The sequence below is a fragment of the Halomonas sp. AOP7-B1-5 genome (assembly GCF_052353045.1).
GTDB classification, from domain to species: Bacteria; Pseudomonadota; Gammaproteobacteria; order Pseudomonadales; family Halomonadaceae; genus Vreelandella; species Vreelandella colorata.
In genome coordinates, this window is the sequence record NZ_JBQTDC010000036.1 from 12,737 (window position 1) to 28,997 (window position 16,261).

Genomic DNA, 16,261 nt, shown 5'->3' on the forward strand with positions numbered 1-16,261 from the left:
CCAACACCCTTTGAGCAAAAAAGACGGAACCTGGGAGAGACTCAATGCCACCACCTGCAAGCCAACGACGTGCGCTTCTGCAAGAGGCACGTTGCCAGACCTGCAGCCTAAGCTCGCTGTGTCTGCCGCTCGCGCTTGAGCTTGAAGATATGGGGCAGTTTGACGCCATTATCCGGCGCCGGGCTCCGCTTAAAAAAGGCGAGCCGCTTTTTCGCCAAGGTGACCGCTTTACCAGTGTCTACGCGGTACGCTCGGGCAGCTTGAAGCAGGTGACCAGCGAGGGTAACGGTAACGACCAGCTTACCAATTTCTTTCTGCCCAGCGAGCTGGTAGGCCTGGACGGCATCGATGAAGAGCACTATCCCGGCAGCGTGATTGCGCTGGAAACCACGACCATTTGCGAGATCCCGTTTGATCGTCTGGATTCACTTTCCGAGGAACTCCCTGAGCTGCGCGGCCAGCTGTATCGCAGTATGAGTAAGGAGCTTCGCGATGACCGGCGCATGATGCGGCTTTTATCGCGCAAGACCGCCGACCAACGGCTGGCAAGCTTCTTACTTACGCTGTCGGAACGCTTTCGACGTCGGGGCTACTCGCCTTACAGCTTTCGGCTATCCATGGCGCGAGCCGACATAGGCAACTATCTGGGATTGGCCGTCGAGACGGTCAGCCGTATTTTAAGCCGCTTTCAGCAGCACAAAGTGGTGGCCGTCTCTGGACGAGAGGTCAATATTCTCGATATGCAGCGCTTGATTACGCTTAGCGAAGAGGATGATCAAACGATCAATTCGCATTAAACGTTTGAATGCGGCTAGCCATTAGCGCCTCCTGCTTGGCTTCAAGTCCTTGGAAATCAAATAGCTCACGGTCGGCCAGCTGTGAAGGGGCAACGTTGGTGACCGCCTTGAACATGCTTTCCAGGCGGCCGGGGTGCTTCTTGTCCCACTCGGCAAGCATTTCCTTGACGACCTGACGTTGCATATTGGGCTGCGAACCACACAGGTTGCAGGGAATGATGGGAAATGCCATCAGTCGGGAAAACTCCGCAATATCGGCTTCTTTGCAGTAGGCCAACGGACGAATCACGATATTTTTACCGTCATCGGAGAGCAGTTTGGGCGGCATCGACTTCAAGGTGCCGCCAAAAAACATATTCAGAAATAACGTTTCCAGAATATCTTCACGGTGATGGCCCAGCGCAATTTTATTCGCCCCAATCTCTTCAGCAAACCCGTAAAGCGATCCGCGCCGTAAGCGTGAACACAGCGCGCAGGTCGTCTTGCCTTCGGGGGTTTTCTCCTTCACCACCGAGTACGTGTCGCGCTCCAATATGTGGTATTCCACGCCGAGCTTATCCAGATAGCGTGGCAACACATGCTCAGGGAAACCGGGCTGTTTTTGATCCATATTGACCGCCACCAGCGAAAAATTCACCGGCGCATTGCGCTGCAGGCTGCGCAGAATTTCCAGCATGGTGTAGCTGTCTTTACCACCTGACAGGCAGACCATCACGCGGTCACCCTCATTAATCATTTGGTAATCAATGATGGCATTACCCACTTCACGCCGCAGCCGCTTTTGCAACTTATTGAATTCACGCTTTTGTTTGGCGTCGTCAGGCTCGGGCTGGCCCGATAGGTCGCACGCCTGCGCAGCGGTCGACGTGGCGGGGTCAAAATGATCGAGGTGTTGCATGATATAAGCACTGCCAATGGTAGAAGGAGCAGCGGCTATTCTAACAAGACTCCCGCCCTTCGCCCAACTGGCAAAATCACGTTATCTGCATACTAGAAGCTGACCAGATTACGTCATATCACGCTGTAAGCGCATATACAGCAGAGCGCTGGCGGTGGCTTTGCCCAATAAACCGCTTGTCGAGGTAGCGGGAACTTGCCAACATGCTAGCGCTTCGGAAAACTGGCTAGGTGACTCGACCAGCGGATGTAGGCGACGCAGCTGACGCTGATGCAGTTTGGCCACATCAATCTGAGCATTGGGCAGCCCAAACCCCAGGTGGATTCTAAATGCGCTGTTAAGGGCGGCCAACTGCTGATCCAGCTGCCAGCCAATCAGCGGCCGATTGCCAATAAATTCGGCCAGCGCGCGTAGCGTATCGGTACTTGGCGATAATGCCGTCTCGGTATTATAAAGCTTTCGATGACGACGCAGCGTCGTCTTGTCAGCGGCCTGCAGGTCGGCAAGCGTTGCCACCCAGGCGCTGCTGGTATGAATTTGTTGTTGATTCAATACCACAGCGGCAAAGCTTAAAACGGGGGTTTCTCCTGGCGTCACCTGACAGGCCAACGCCACCAGCTCTTCACCCATATAGGGTTGGAATAACCAGGCGTAGGGAGAGTTGGCATAGCGGCGACGTTCACGTTCACGCTTGAATAACGCCCGCAACGAGCGCCCCACCAGCGTGAGGTATTTGTCGATTCCCTGCATAGCGCGGCTCATGAGTACTCTAAGTGGTAACGGTGGGAGAGGCGCTGTTTGAAATCTTTAACGATATGCAGCGACTCACGCAACACATCTCTTTCCAGCGATGATAGCTCTTGCACCACAACGCGGTTGGAGTGACCGCTAACCTTCTGCTCACTAAGCTGCTGCTTGAGACGCAGCTCGGTAAATAGCGCCAGCGCTTCGCCCAGGTCATCGGCCACCCGGTGTTCAAGGCGGCCATCATCAGCCAGCGCCTCCAGCCGCCCCTGGGTCGAGGTCACATTAATACGTCGTTCCAGCGCCATGGTGCGCACACCATGTACAATCGGAAAGATGCCGCCTTTCTTGATATCGATGCCGTGCTGAGGCTTTTTAAGTGAGCCAAACAGAGTCAAGGGCGTTGCAAAGCGCAGCGCCGGCCGAGCAAAGTAGGACAGCAGAATCTCATCTCCCGCACAGCGTTCAAACAAGGTCTCGCGCACGCTTTCCAGCAAGCGTGGATTGCCCGCGACCGAATGGGCATCCAGCATAATGGCAAGCTTCATCAGGCTATCGCCATCGCGCTCGCGCGCCCATTTGGCGATACGTTTTTTCCATTGTGAGACGCTGGCAACCCACTGCGGATTAGATACCATAATATTGCCGGGGCAAGGCGGGTAGCCCAACGTTATCAGGGTATCGGTAAGGCGCTGCATATCACCTGCTACACCGGGCCACTGGGCATCGTCATCTAAAATCAGTCCGTTATCCTGATCCGTTTTAAGAATCTGCTCCCCGCGCCCTTCACTGCCCATCACCATTAGGCAGCTGTCGTGATAGTGCTGCTCATTAATGATAAATTCCCAGGCCTTGCTCATTATCCGACCATTAAGCGCTGCCAGAAGATCCATCGCAAAACGCAGCTTGACACCTTGCGCCATTAGCGCCCGAACCAGCTCTGGAGTGCGTTGGCTTGCCATCGACAACGACTGTAAATCGTTGGCCTGCTCCACCTGTAGGCTCACCACGTAGCTTCGGCTGGAGAAAAAGCTCAGGACATCGGTGATTTCAACCACGCCCTTGAGTACTGACTGCTCTATCACAACAACCCGGGTAACTTTATGCCGGGTCATTAACACCAATGCTTCAAAAAGATACTGCTCAGGAGTCACCGTCACCAATGAAAAATGGGCGATCTGATCCAATGACGTTGCCTGCGTGCAGCCTTTTAGCACTAGCGCATTGAGCAAGTCGGTTTTGGTAACCATGCCCAGTTTGTCTTGAGTTTTGACCAGCAGGCTATCGGCATGGCTGTCATTGAGCTTTTTTACCGCCCCGGCGATATCGGTTGAGGCATCCATCAATAGGGGCTCACGCATACACTCACCGACCTTGGCTAACATGAAGCCCGCCATGGTCACGCCTCCGTCAGCGCGCTTTTCGGTTAATAGGCGTGCCTTATGGGCAAGCGAGTGCCTAAAGAACTGCTCAAAGGATGGGTACTGCCGACACAGCTGCATAAACAGAGCGCTGGGCATGAGATAACACAAGCATTCATGTTCGGCCTGGAAGCGATAGCGGCTTTTTCCATTTAAAATACTGATGGCGCCGAATAGATCACCTGCCGTGTAGTGCCCAATAACGGTGCTGGCAGCGGGTAAGGTGGGGTCAATCTCAGCGACGTCACCTCTATGTACCAGAAATACGTACTCGCCCGTAGCGCCCATTTCTAAAATAATTTCATCACGATCAAAATAAGCAAGATCCATACCTCGGCGAACGAAGTCACGCCCCTCATCATCGAGTAGCGTAAACGGCAGTTGGGACAGCTCAACATCAACCATCAGGCCTGACCTCACACAACAAAAGCTCATACAGCAAGCTGGCAGAAGTACACCAACGATGATGGCATTGAGATAGCCATTGCAGCAGGCAACCTCAAAACCCGTATGTCGCTTGTTATTATTAGACGGTGAACATAAATACCGTACTCAGCAAACAGCTTTATAAAAACATGCTACTTAATGGTTAAAGCCATCCTTTCACTATATACCTTTAGCTATTATTCCAACGTCGACTCGACGTTGGTTTTAACGACTAAAGTAGTGCTTTTTTAAGCATACAACTATCAATATCAAACCATCTATTCAAAGTAGCAAACATTATCTTTTAGCCAAACACTAGACCATTGTTCAAGGACAGAGTAGCTTACCGCCAAAGCATCATAAAAATTTTGATTTTCATCGACTTAAAAACTAGGAAACCACCCTAAAAGCAGTAGTGATACCAAAGTCTGGGATTTATTTTTTAGCGATTATTGTCCAGTATTAACCATGTGTCATTCAGGGTAATTGCATATGGCTAATTAAAACTTACCCAAGCACTAAGAGATCAACTAGCTTAAACAGCAACAGACTAAAAATGACAACTAAGAAGCAAGTGATTTTGGTGTGCCATTACCCTGATGCGCCAAACGCTATTCCTAGTGAACTTTCCAATCCTTAAAAAACAAGTGGAGAGCAACACAATGGCAGACGACAAATCTAATGCTGCTGAATACTGGAAAGCCAACGTCCGCTTAATCTTCGGGTGCCTGATTGTTTGGGCATTCGTTTCTTATGGATGTGCAATTCTGTTTCGTCCTTTGTTGGCGGGCATTCCAGTCGGGGGGACAGACCTGGGCTTCTGGTTTGCTCAGCAAGGCTCCATTCTTACCTTCATTGTGCTTATCTTCTTCTATGCCTGGAGAATGAATAAGCTCGATAAAAAATATGGTCTTGAGGAGTAAGCCAGTATGAGCCAGTTTGCAATTAACTTACTGTTCGTTGGCGCCTCCTTCGCCCTGTATATCGGTATCGCGATTTGGGCGCGTGCGGGATCCACGAAGGACTTCTACGTTGCCGGTGGCGGCGTTCATCCGATTACCAACGGCATGGCGACAGCCGCTGACTGGATGTCGGCAGCCTCGTTTATTTCCATGGCGGGTCTTCTGGCCTCCGGTGGCTATGCTAACTCCACGTTCCTGATGGGCTGGACCGGCGGCTACGTTATTCTAGCCATGTTGCTGGCCCCGTATCTGCGTAAGTTTGGCAAGTTCACCGTGCCTGACTTTATTGGCGACCGCTTCTACAGCAATACCGCCCGTTTAGTCGCCATTGTGTGCTTAATTGTAGCGTCAGTGACTTACGTTATCGGTCAAATGACCGGTGCGGGCGTTGCCTTCTCGCGCTTTTTGGAAGTCAGCAACACCTGGGGCATCTGGCTCGCCGCGCTGATCGTTTTCCTATATGCCGTTTTCGGCGGCATGAAAGGGATCACTTACACTCAGGTCGCTCAGTACATCGTTCTGATCGTGGCCTACACCATTCCTGCGGTGTTTATTGCCTTCCAGCTTACCGGCAACCCAATCCCCATGTTCGGCATGTTCAGCACACATACCGAATCGGGTATTCCCCTACTGCAGAAGCTCGATGACGTGGTAAGCGCACTAGGCTTTCAGGACTACACCGCCGATGTAGACAATAAACTGAATATGGTGCTGTTCACGCTTTCACTGATGGTAGGTACCGCAGGCCTTCCTCACGTTATTATCCGCTTCTTCACCGTACCCAAGGTAGCTGATGCACGCTGGTCAGCAGGCTGGGCGCTGGTATTTATCGCCCTGCTCTACCTGACGGCGCCGGCGGTGGGCTCCATGGCACGCCTTAACCTGATGACCACGGTTTACCCTGAAATGGCTGGTCAGGTTGAAAACTATGACGAAGCCGCACAAAATCCCATTCTCTACGAAGAGCGTCCGGAGTGGTTCCGCACCTGGGAAGATACTGGGCTAATCACCTTCAATGATGTTAACAACGATGGTCGCATTCAGTTCTATAACGATGCAACTGATTACACTGATCGTGGCTGGGAAGGCAACGAGCTGACGGTTAACAACGATATTCTGGTACTTGCTAACCCGGAAATCGCTAACCTGCCAGGCTGGGTCATCGGTTTAATCGCGGCTGGCGGTATTGCTGCGGCCCTTTCAACGGCGGCTGGTCTTCTGCTCGCGATCTCCTCGGCAATCAGTCACGACTTGATCAAGACCATGATTAATCCGAAGATTTCCGAAAAAGGAGAAATGCTCGCAGCCCGGATCTCCATGGGTGGCGCCATCCTGCTGGCCACTTACCTGGGCTTGAACCCACCCGGTTTTGCGGCTCAAACGGTAGCATTGGCCTTCGGTATTGCCGGTGCCTCGCTGTTCCCGGCGTTGATGATGGGTATTTTCTCGACCCGCATGAACAACATGGGCGCGATTGCCGGTATGCTGGCAGGCCTGATCTGTACGCTGCTGTATATCTTCACCTATCTGGGCTGGTTCTTTATCCCAGGCACCAACACGTTGGCCAATACTCCGGATAACTGGATTCTGGGGATCTCACCACTCTCCTTCGGTGCGGTAGGTGCGATGATCAACTTCGCAGTTGCCTTTGCAGTCTCCAGCGTGACAGCCGCACCGCCGCGGGAAATTCAGGAGCTGGTGGAAAGCGTTCGCTATCCAAAAGGTGCTGGTGCAGCGGTCGATCATTAAGCCATAATCATTTCCTCGGCTTGTCGCAACAGACTGCTTTGGAATCAAAAGTGACCATCGGGCCTCCTAAGGGAGGCCCGATGACTTTCAGAAAGGATATTTTATGATATGGCACTTGATCGCCGCAGTATTTGCCGGGCTTGCCGCCGCCGGCATTGGGCTGATCCTTAGAACCCTTAGCCGCAAACGGCTACCCAAATGGATTGTGCCGGTATGCGGTGGACTAGGCATGCTGGGCTATCAAATCCAGGTGGAGTATTCATGGTTTGAACACAAGCAGGCACAGTTGCCTGACACTGCCATTGTCATTTCAAGCGATACTTCAAGCGCCGTATGGCGTCCCTGGACGTTTGCTTTTCCCATGACCACCAAGTTTAGCGTTGTCGATAGCGACAATATCGTTGCCCGTGAGATTGATGGCACACCGGTGGTGGAATTTATTCTGTATCAGTTCGAGCGCCACCATACCGATATCCTCATCACCCAACCCTACGTTCTAAACTGCGACAGCCGCGAGCTGATACCACTAAATAACGCCACCGGAGAAGCACAGCTGAGCGAGCTTCGCCGACTGCGCGAAACATCGCCGCTATTAACCACCGTGTGCGGACTCGCTAGCGCCTAAGCGAGACGTAAGTGTTCGTCTTCGCCTAGAATGAGGCTCTTTGTACGCGCCGCTCGCTGGGCGAGATAAACGTTGGTGGGGGAATAGGCATGTTTCACGGTGGGCTACTGGTCGCAGTATCACTGCTTTATATTGCGATTCTATTCGGTATTGCCTGGTACGGTGACCGCCGTGCACGTACCCACGGCGCCAGCCGTCGGCGCCCCCTGATCTATAGCCTGGCGCTGGCAATTTACTGCACCTCCTGGACGTTTTACGGGGCGGTGGGCCAGGCAGCTACAGCAGGCTGGTCTTTTGCGAGTATTTTTGTTGGCCCTATTCTGACGTTTTTGCTCTTTTGGCCAGTGCTGGCCAAGATGATCCGCGTCGCCAAGCACCAAAACGTCACCTCCATTGCGGATTTTATCGCCTCGCGCTACGGCAAAACCCAGTCGCTTGCGGCGTTTGCAAGCTTAGTAGCGCTAGTCGGTACCCTTCCCTACATCGCGCTTCAGCTTAAAGCCGTATCGACCACGTTTAGTGTGCTGACCGAAGCCAATGATGCCGTCGGTGCGCCGCTGTTTGGCGACACAGCGTTTTACGTTGCCATCGTGATGGTGGTTTTTGCGATTTTATTTGGTACTCGCCATACCGATGCGACCGAACACCACGAAGGCCTGATTCATGCCGTCGCGTTTGAATCGATCGTCAAGCTGTTAGCCTTTTTGGTGCTAGGGGCTTATGTTACCTGGGGCATGTTCGGCGGTTTGGGCGAGTTGATGAGCCATGCCGACAGCCAGCTTGAACTTCAGCGCCAGTTGGCGAATCAGGATTTTGGACACGGCTTCTGGGCACAGACACTGCTCGCCATGCTGGCCATTTTATGTCTTCCCCGGCAGTTTCATGTCGCCGTGGTTGAGAACATTCACCCTGACGATGCCACCAAAGCCCGCTGGTTGTTCCCGCTTTATCTGTTTGCCATCGCCTTTTTCGTCGTGCCGCTGGCAGCAGCCGGGCTGTTACTCTTTTCAGAAACCGGCGTGGAACCCGATACCTACGTATTGGCGCTTTCCATGCAGTCCGGCCATCAATGGCTAACCCTGCTGACCTTTATTGGTGGATTTTCGGCTGCGACCGGCATGGTGATCGTGGCGGCGGTCGCCGTATCCATTATGATCTCCAATGAAATCGTGATTCCCGCGCTGTTCCGGCTGCGCTGGTTTGATACCAAAGCGCGCGACTATGGACGCCTGGTACTGCGCACGCGCCGCATCACGATTGCCGTCGTCTTGGCGATGGCCTACGGCTTCTACCGGCTGATTGCCGAGTTCACCTCGCTTGCCTCCATCGGCATGCTTTCGTTTGCCGCCGCCGCTCAGTTTGCACCCGCGGTTATTGGCGGCCTTTACTGGAAACGCGGTAACCGTCTAGGCGTTATTGTGGGCATGAACGCGGGTTTTGCCATTTGGGCCTATAGCCTGTTGATGCCCGCAATGATCAATGCTGGCGTACTGCCTCAAGAGTGGCTAGCTGGCGGGCCGACAGGTATTCACTGGCTCTCCCCGACGGGGCTTTTTGGCCTGAACCTGGGCGACAGCTTTACCCACGGCGTGATGCTATCGCTGGGCATTAACCTGTTCTGCTATATCTTTATTTCCCAGGTGACCTCGCAGCGTGTAGTGGAGCGTATTCAGGCCTCGCTATTTGTCGACAGCGTTGAAACCCGCCAAACTTCGGTTAACCGCCCTTGGACCGGTGCCACAACGGTGGGCGATCTTAAAGTATTGTGTGAACGCTTTCTGGGCGCCGGGCAAGTCGATCGGGCATTTGAGGATTACGCCCGCCGGACCGGCAAGCCGCTGGACAACAGCACCCGAGCCTCCATTGATATTATTCAGTTTACCGAGCGTTTCCTTGCCTCGGTACTTGGCGCCTCATCGGCGCGTATTGTGGTCAACTCTGCTCTTCAAGGGCGCGGTATCGGCATTTCCGATGTTATCTCGATTGTCGATGAAGCATCCCAGGTACTGGAATTTAACCGTGCCCTGCTGCAGGCCACGATAGAGAACATCAACCAGGGCATCAGCGTTGTCGACCAAAACTTGCGCCTGGTGGTCTGGAACCAGCGCTATCTTGAGCTGTTTCGCTTCCCCGATCACCTTATCCGCGTGGGCGCGCCGATTGATCGTATCTTCCGCTACAACGCGCATAATGGCGAGTATGGCCCCGGCGATCCGGAAGAACATGTTCAGCTGCTGCTGGACAACATCCGCGATGGCCACCCCCATCGCTATGTTCGCTACCGCCAGGATGGCAGCGTACTGGAGGTACAGGGTAACCCTATGCCCGGCGGCGGGTTTGTTTACACTTATCAGGATATTACCCAGCAAAAACGCATTGAAGAAGCGCTAATTCGCTCGGAAAACAATATCCGTATTTACACCGATAACGTCCCTGCGCTGATCGCCTATTTTGATAAAGAGTGCCGCTACCTATTTACCAACCGCGCCTATGAGCAGGCATTCGGTATTGATCGTAATGCGGTCATTGGCCGACGCTTTGAAGACGTGCTCTCGCTAAAACAGGCGGAAGAACGCAGCCCTTGGGTCGAACGTGCGCTGGCCGGGGAGCGGGTGAGTTTTGAGGTCGCCATGCGCGTCAATGATGCCATGCGTTATATGCTGGTGACGTATACGCCTCACTTTGGCGACAGCCAATCGATTCTCGGCTTTTTTGCGCTGTATCAGGATATTACCGAGCGACGCCGGGCGGAAATTGCCCTTAAAGAAACTAACGAAACGCTTGAAGAGCGCGTTCGTGAGCGTACCCAGGCGCTGTCCGAGGCTAACGCCGCGCTGCGTCAGGAGAACCGCGTACGGGCCGAGGCTGAGCAAGCCTTGCGCCAAGCCAAACAGCTAGCCGAAGACGCCAACGCCTCCAAAACCCGCTTTTTGGCTGCCGCGAGCCACGATTTGCTACAGCCGTTAAACGCCGCACGGCTGTTTACCTCGGCTTTGATGCAAAACGTGACCGCCCCCGATACTCAGCGCACCATCGGACATATCGATAATTCGCTGCAGGCCGCTGAAGAGCTTCTCGGCACGCTGCTGGATATCTCCAAACTGGATGCCGGCGCCCTGACACCTCGCCGCAACCACTTTGCCCTGGCGGATATTTTCCGGCCGCTGCGCGCTGAATTTGAGGTGATGGCCGACAACCGCGGCCTTGACCTGGAGGTAGTGCCTACCCACCAGTGGGTCGACTCTGACCCGCAGATGCTTCGCCGGATTGTGCAGAACTTTTTATCCAACGCCATCCGCTACACCCAGGATGGCCGCGTGCTGCTAGGCTGCCGCCGTCAAAGTGACCGGCTGGTGATCGAAGTATGGGACAGCGGCCCGGGTATTCCGGAATCCAAGCTGACGGAAATATTCCAAGAGTTTCGTCGCCTGGATCAGGTATCGCGGCATAAAGAGAGTGAAAAGGGTCTGGGCCTGGGCCTTTCGATTGCCGACCGGATGAGCCGAGTGCTCGACCACCCTATCAAGGTGCGTTCCTGGGAAGGCCGTGGCACCGTATTCTCAGTCAGCGTTCCTATCGTTGCCGCCAGGGAAATCAGCCCGGACGAACAAGAGCCATCAAGCCGGCGCAGCGGTAATAAGCTTGCCGGTACCCGGATCGTGTGTATCGATAACGAAACGCTCATTTTGGAAGGCATGACAGCCATGCTGAGCGGCTGGGGATGCGAGGTGTTTACCGCGACCAGCATTGGGGGCGCTAAATCGATACTGCGCAATATGGACGGTGACCCCGACGCGATTCTGGCCGATTATCACTTGGACAATGAAGTCACCGGCTTGATGGCCCTGGAAGCGCTTAGTGAACGTCTATCCGGCGCGGTGCCCGGCATTGTTATTACCGCCGACCGAACGGAAGTCGTGGCCGAAGAGATCAAACGCGATGGGTATCAGCTGCTTTTGAAACCAGTAAAACCGGCCGCCTTGCGGGCGCTCTTGACCCGAACACTGCAAGCCAGCCGGGCAAATGTCTAGGCTTTGCACGAAAACTGCTTGCGCTCGACCATACGGCGTTAAAAATCAGCTCAAAATACTCATTTACACCTGTAAACTCCGTTTTTTCGCTGATTTTTGCCTTGCCTGGCCTTCGCTCAGCGACTTTTCGTACAAACCCTAAGCCGTAAAGAGCTGTATAAAGAAAAAACCTCGCTTACGGTCAACGTAAGCGAGGTTTTTTCATAAGCGCAGGCGCTTATGACACGACTTTAGGCGGCTCGACTTCCAGCTTCTGGGCGGCAATAACGGCCTGGGTGCGTGAATGCACGCCAAGCTTGCGCAAAATGGCCGTTACGTGGGCCTTGATGGTCGCTTCGGAAACATTAAGCTCGTAGGCGATCTGCTTATTGAGTAGACCTTCGGTCAGCATGTTCAAAACGCGAAACTGCTGTGGGGTTAGCGAGGCAATTGCTTCAGCAAACCGCGACTCTTCCTCGCTGGTTTCTTCCAGTACGTTGGCCAGCGCTTCCGGCAGCCAGACTTCGCCCTGCAGAATTTCGCCTACCGCCTCGGCAATCAGCTGAAGCGAAGATGATTTAGGAATAAACCCCGAGGCACCGTAGTCGATCGCCCGGCGGACAACGTAAGGCTCGTCGCTGCCCGATACGACGGCTACCGGAATATCCGGCATCTGGCCACGTAATTGAATTAGCCCGGAAAAACCGTGGGCGCCGGGCATATGTAAATCCAGCAAAATCAAATCGGCATCGGGATGACGATTTACCACTTCCGTTGTGGCTTCCATGGTGTCGGCTTCGACAATCTCAGCCTGGGGGGCTAATTGGCGCAAGGCCTGTGTGAGCGCTGCACGAAACAGCGGATGGTCGTCTGCAACGATAAACTTATGGGCTACTGCCATGGATATTCCTCCGGTTCCTCGTGCAGCGGAATTACTTGCCGCTACGACGCTAGGCTCATACGGTCAACGCATGGTACCCCAGGGCTTCTTGTTGCCCAAGTATACATGCATATTTTGTCATCATTATGTCACCCATTTAAACGCAACAGTGCCGGCTCTGTGGCCGGCACTCCAACGCTTAAGCGCGGTATGCTGCTATCGACGCTCTTGTTGGCTGACGCTTATCAAGTCGGGTAGCGCTCAGTGAGCTTAAACCACTGAGTAGTAAGCTACTATTGATTGGCTCTATGCTCAATCAATTCGTCAACCACCGACGGATCTGCCAGGGTACTGGTGTCACCCAGACCATCACATTCGTTGGCAGCAATTTTGCGCAGAATACGCCGCATGATTTTGCCCGAGCGCGTTTTGGGTAACCCCGGCGCCCACTGAATCACATCGGGAGACGCAATTGGCCCAATATCTTTACGCACCCAAAGCGACAGCTCTTTCTTGAGTTCATCGGTGGGGTCGATGCCGTCATTCAAGGTCACATAGATATAAATACCCTGGCCCTTGATATCGTGAGGGAAGCCTACGACCGCGGCTTCGGCAACGGCTGAGTGCGCGACCAGCGACGACTCAATTTCAGCCGTACCCATCCGGTGGCCTGATACGTTCAATACGTCATCAACGCGTCCGGTAATCCAGTAGTAGCCGTCTTCATCACGGCGACAGCCGTCACCGGTGAAGTACATGCCATCATAGGTCGCAAAATAGGTCTGCACGAAACGCTCATGATCCCCCCAGATTGAGCGTGCCTGCCCCGGCCAGGAATCCAGAATCACCAGATTACCTTCAGTGGCGCCTTCCAATAGATGGCCTTCGTTATCCACCAGTGCCGGCTGTACACCAAAGAAAGGCAGCGTGGCTGAACCGGGTTTTAGGTCGATTGCGCCAGGCAGCGGGGTAATCATGATGCCGCCGGTTTCGGTCTGCCACCAGGTATCCACAATCGGGCATTGGCTATTACCGATCACGCGGTAAAACCACTCCCAGGCTTCCGGGTTGATCGGCTCACCTACCGAGCCGAGCAGACGCAGGCTATCGCGCGAACTGGTATCCATGACGTTATCGCCATGGGCCATCAGGGCACGCACAGCGGTCGGTGCGGTATATAAAATGTTGACCTTGTGCTTATCGACGATCTCACCCATGCGACCGTGGGTCGGATAGCTTGGCACGCCTTCAAACATCAGCGTGGTCGCGCCATTGGCAAGCGGCCCGTAAACGATATAGCTATGTCCGGTGACCCAGCCGACATCCGCGCTGCACCAGTAGACCTCGCCATCCTGGTAGTCGAACACGTACTGGTGGGTCATGGCAGCATATGTCAAGTAGCCACCGGTGGTGTGCTTGAGGCCTTTGGGCGCGCCGGTGGAACCTGAGGTATACAGAATGAACAGCGGGTCTTCGGCGCCCATCGGCTCGGCGGTGCACTCGGGTAGCTGTCGATCGACCAGCTCATCGAACCAGAGATCGCGGCCCTCAACCCAGTCAATATCACCGCCGGTGCGTTTCACCACCAGTACGTTCTTGCAGACATCGGTGCCGTCGCGGGTCAGTGCTGAATCGACGTTCTCCTTGAGCGGCACCTGCTTGCCGCCGCGTACGGACTCGTCGGCGGTAATGATCAACTTGGAATCGGCACCAATAATCCGCTGAGCCACCGCGTCCGGCGAGAAGCCGCCAAACACTACCGAGTGAACCGCGCCAATCCGTGCGCAGGCAAGCATCGCCATGGCCGCTTCCGGAATCATCGGCATGTACAGCGTTACCGTATCGCCTTTCTCGATACCCAGTGATTTCAGGGCATTAGCCAGCTGACAGGTGCGCTCGTACAGCTCGCGATAGCTGATATGCTTGGATTCGTCAGGGTTATCGCCTTCCCAGATAATCGCGGTCTGGTCGCCACGCTTTTCCAGATGACGATCAAGGCAGTTCGCGCTTACGTTGAGCACGCCATCCTCGAACCAGCGGATATCCACGTTATCGCGTTTGAAAGAGGTGTTCTTGATCTTGGTCGGCGCTTTTATCCAGTCAAGACGCTTGGCCTGTTCCGCCCAGAAACCTTCGGGATCATCCTTAGACTGCTGGTACATGGCCGTGAATTTATCTTTATCGGCCCAGGCATTGGCGGCGATAGCATCGCGCACCGGATAGACGTTTTGATGTTCGCTCATAGTTGCCTCTGTCCGTGGAAACGCACTCTCAATAGGAATGTAGTCGGTATTATTATTGGTTGCCCCGACACCACTAAATGTTCCCCTAGCATAAACCTCCCTTAGACACCTTCCTCTTAGACATTGGTATTAGCAATTTTTAATTTAAAAACAGCAACCTAGAAGCAACCTACGGCTTTGAACATGGAGTATAGACCAACATCTGCTGACAATGGCGACAACGATAGCCGCGGCCTTTTTTGACTAAACCATGGCGTCTGGCCGTCAACTGATGGGTACGACAGCCGCACTGGTAACGATAAGGCGCAGGCTGGGCCTTTTGCGTATTAAAGCGATGGGTAACCTGAGGCACCAGACCAAACAGATTGCGCATCACGCTTTGCCATTCGCGCCCGTGCGGCTTTAAGCGCTGCCCATCGCGCAGGTGAAAGACCAGCCAGTGAGCCATCTCATGGGGAATGACTTCATCAAAAAAAGCGCTGCGATTTTCACTGAGCAAGATGAGGTTGAAGCGTAAGCCGCCCCGCCCCAGGTGGGCCTGCCCTGCCGACGCACCTTTTAAATCAAACCAGATGCCTGGGCGCGGCAGCTGTGGGTAAACCTCAAGGCAGCGCTCCCAGGCCTGTTCAGCACGCTCAACAGCGGCTTGCTGCAGGGCTTCTAAACACAAAGCTTCCAACTCATCATTCGGCCAGGGCGGCAGCGGCGATACACCCGTTAGCGATGCGCCTATTAGTGATAAACTTGCCATTAATGAATGCCTGAAAGATCGTTCCCCATTAGTATCATTTTTTAAACGACTCAACCCATGAGGCTTGCTATGGCAGAGCGCCCCGACGATTCAAACGCGCCAGACACCGCCCCTCCTCAGCCACTGCTTACCGATGAGCAGCTCGACAGGCTGGATGACTTCCTCGACTCCGAGCAGGTAGACGAGGACGCGCTGGATCTGATCTCGGCCCACGGTTTTTTGGTGGCGCTAGCGGTCGCGCCCAGCGAAGTATCGCCAGCACAGTGGCTTGCTGAGCTGTTTCAAGGCGAACCGCGCTATGCCGATGATAGCGAGCGCGATGAAATCATTAACCTGTTGACGCTACTGCGCGATAACGCGATGGCGGTACTCGAGCAAGGCGGACTTCCCGAACTGCCCTTTGAATTAACCCTGGACGGCCTGCCTGCGGAAGAAACGCCTATCGGCGACTGGTGCGCGGGCTTTATGGAAGGCGTCTTCAGCGACGAAAGCGCCTGGTTCCAGGACGATGAAGAAGCCGCGGCGACGCTGCTTTTACCCTTTATGCTGCTTTCCGGGCTATTTGATGACGAGCCCGACATGGCCGAGATGGCAAGCGATAGCGCACGCCAGGAGACGCTGGTAGAGCAATTGCCAGAACTGGTGCTTGATCTGTACTTGCACTACCGCGTCCCGCCGGAAACGCCTAAGCCCAAACCGCGCAAAAAGACGCCCGCCAAGGGCCAAAAGCGCCGCTAGGTAAATGGCCGCGTTAT

The 16,261-nt window shown here is 54.2% G+C and carries 12 protein-coding genes; 6 read left to right on the forward strand and 6 right to left on the reverse strand.

The features are described 5' to 3' along the window. Positions 1–44 precede the first annotated feature (44 nt). Positions 45–797: a fumarate/nitrate reduction transcriptional regulator Fnr gene (gene fnr / locus ACT3XD_RS15580; protein WP_192539155.1), complete on the forward strand. Its 753-nt coding sequence runs from the start codon at positions 45–47 to the stop codon at positions 795–797. Here fnr and ttcA read toward each other — a convergent pair. From ttcA to ACT3XD_RS15595, 3 genes are all read right to left on the reverse strand, one after another. Beyond that, positions 784–1,695, reverse strand: a complete 912-nt coding sequence (ttcA, locus tag ACT3XD_RS15585) for a tRNA 2-thiocytidine(32) synthetase TtcA (protein ID WP_192539154.1) — start codon at positions 1,693–1,695, stop codon at positions 784–786. The genes fnr and ttcA overlap by 14 nt on opposite strands. Before the next feature lie 108 nt (positions 1,696–1,803). Next, positions 1,804–2,457: a DNA polymerase III subunit epsilon gene (locus tag ACT3XD_RS15590; protein WP_318782775.1), complete on the reverse strand. Its 654-nt coding sequence runs from the start codon at positions 2,455–2,457 to the stop codon at positions 1,804–1,806. After that, on the reverse strand, positions 2,454–4,265 hold the full coding sequence (locus ACT3XD_RS15595; protein WP_192539153.1) for a DUF294 nucleotidyltransferase-like domain-containing protein: 1,812 nt from the start codon (positions 4,263–4,265) through the stop codon (positions 2,454–2,456). The genes ACT3XD_RS15590 and ACT3XD_RS15595 overlap by 4 nt, the downstream gene beginning before the upstream one ends. A 683-nt stretch (positions 4,266–4,948) precedes the next feature. Between ACT3XD_RS15595 and ACT3XD_RS15600 the strand changes: the two genes are divergently transcribed. The 4 genes from ACT3XD_RS15600 to ACT3XD_RS15615 all read left to right on the forward strand — a co-directional run bounded on the left by ACT3XD_RS15600 (position 4,949) and on the right by ACT3XD_RS15615 (position 11,653). After that, positions 4,949–5,209 carry a DUF4212 domain-containing protein gene (locus tag ACT3XD_RS15600; RefSeq protein ID WP_018916307.1) on the forward strand — a complete coding sequence of 87 codons (261 nt, stop codon included), beginning with the start codon at positions 4,949–4,951 and terminating at the stop codon, positions 5,207–5,209. 6 nt (positions 5,210–5,215) lie between these two features. Beyond that, positions 5,216–6,997, forward strand: coding sequence for a sodium:solute symporter family protein (locus ACT3XD_RS15605; RefSeq protein ID WP_192539152.1), 1,782 nt, complete (start codon positions 5,216–5,218; stop codon positions 6,995–6,997). Positions 6,998–7,100: 103 nt separating this feature from the next. Beyond that, positions 7,101–7,622 carry a hypothetical protein gene (locus ACT3XD_RS15610; RefSeq protein ID WP_192539151.1) on the forward strand — a complete coding sequence of 174 codons (522 nt, stop codon included), beginning with the start codon at positions 7,101–7,103 and terminating at the stop codon, positions 7,620–7,622. Positions 7,623–7,711: 89 nt separating this feature from the next. Then, on the forward strand, positions 7,712–11,653 hold the full coding sequence (locus ACT3XD_RS15615; RefSeq protein WP_192539150.1) for a hybrid sensor histidine kinase/response regulator: 3,942 nt from the start codon (positions 7,712–7,714) through the stop codon (positions 11,651–11,653). 217 nt (positions 11,654–11,870) lie between these two features. Here ACT3XD_RS15615 and ACT3XD_RS15620 read toward each other — a convergent pair whose 3' ends face one another. From ACT3XD_RS15620 to ACT3XD_RS15630, 3 genes are all read right to left on the reverse strand, one after another. After that, positions 11,871–12,533: a LuxR C-terminal-related transcriptional regulator gene (locus ACT3XD_RS15620; RefSeq protein ID WP_018916303.1), complete on the reverse strand. Its 663-nt coding sequence runs from the start codon at positions 12,531–12,533 to the stop codon at positions 11,871–11,873. Positions 12,534–12,805: 272 nt separating this feature from the next. Further along, positions 12,806–14,755: an acetate--CoA ligase gene (gene acs, locus ACT3XD_RS15625; protein ID WP_192539149.1), complete on the reverse strand. Its 1,950-nt coding sequence runs from the start codon at positions 14,753–14,755 to the stop codon at positions 12,806–12,808. Positions 14,756–14,924: 169 nt separating this feature from the next. Continuing rightward, entirely contained in the window at positions 14,925–15,506 is a 582-nt protein-coding gene (locus ACT3XD_RS15630; protein WP_192539148.1) for a SprT family zinc-dependent metalloprotease, read from the reverse strand. A 69-nt stretch (positions 15,507–15,575) separates the two neighbouring features. On the opposite strand from ACT3XD_RS15630, the gene ACT3XD_RS15635 reads away from it, so the two are divergent. Then, complete coding sequence (locus ACT3XD_RS15635) at positions 15,576–16,244, forward strand: YecA/YgfB family protein (RefSeq protein WP_192539147.1); 669 nt, start codon at positions 15,576–15,578, stop codon at positions 16,242–16,244. The last annotated feature ends 17 nt before the right edge of the window (positions 16,245–16,261 follow it).

Coding starts and splice junctions, on each gene's coding strand:
- fnr (WP_192539155.1), top strand. CDS start 45: ATGCCACCACCTGCAAGCCAACGACGTGCGCTTCTGCAAGAGGCACGT.
- ttcA (WP_192539154.1), bottom strand. CDS start 1,695: ATGCAACACCTCGATCATTTTGACCCCGCCACGTCGACCGCTGCGCAG.
- ACT3XD_RS15590 (WP_318782775.1), bottom strand. CDS start 2,457: ATGAGCCGCGCTATGCAGGGAATCGACAAATACCTCACGCTGGTGGGG.
- ACT3XD_RS15595 (WP_192539153.1), bottom strand. CDS start 4,265: ATGGTTGATGTTGAGCTGTCCCAACTGCCGTTTACGCTACTCGATGAT.
- ACT3XD_RS15600 (WP_018916307.1), top strand. CDS start 4,949: ATGGCAGACGACAAATCTAATGCTGCTGAATACTGGAAAGCCAACGTC.
- ACT3XD_RS15605 (WP_192539152.1), top strand. CDS start 5,216: ATGAGCCAGTTTGCAATTAACTTACTGTTCGTTGGCGCCTCCTTCGCC.
- ACT3XD_RS15610 (WP_192539151.1), top strand. CDS start 7,101: ATGATATGGCACTTGATCGCCGCAGTATTTGCCGGGCTTGCCGCCGCC.
- ACT3XD_RS15615 (WP_192539150.1), top strand. CDS start 7,712: ATGTTTCACGGTGGGCTACTGGTCGCAGTATCACTGCTTTATATTGCG.
- ACT3XD_RS15620 (WP_018916303.1), bottom strand. CDS start 12,533: ATGGCAGTAGCCCATAAGTTTATCGTTGCAGACGACCATCCGCTGTTT.
- acs (WP_192539149.1), bottom strand. CDS start 14,755: ATGAGCGAACATCAAAACGTCTATCCGGTGCGCGATGCTATCGCCGCC.
- ACT3XD_RS15630 (WP_192539148.1), bottom strand. CDS start 15,506: ATGGCAAGTTTATCACTAATAGGCGCATCGCTAACGGGTGTATCGCCG.
- ACT3XD_RS15635 (WP_192539147.1), top strand. CDS start 15,576: ATGGCAGAGCGCCCCGACGATTCAAACGCGCCAGACACCGCCCCTCCT.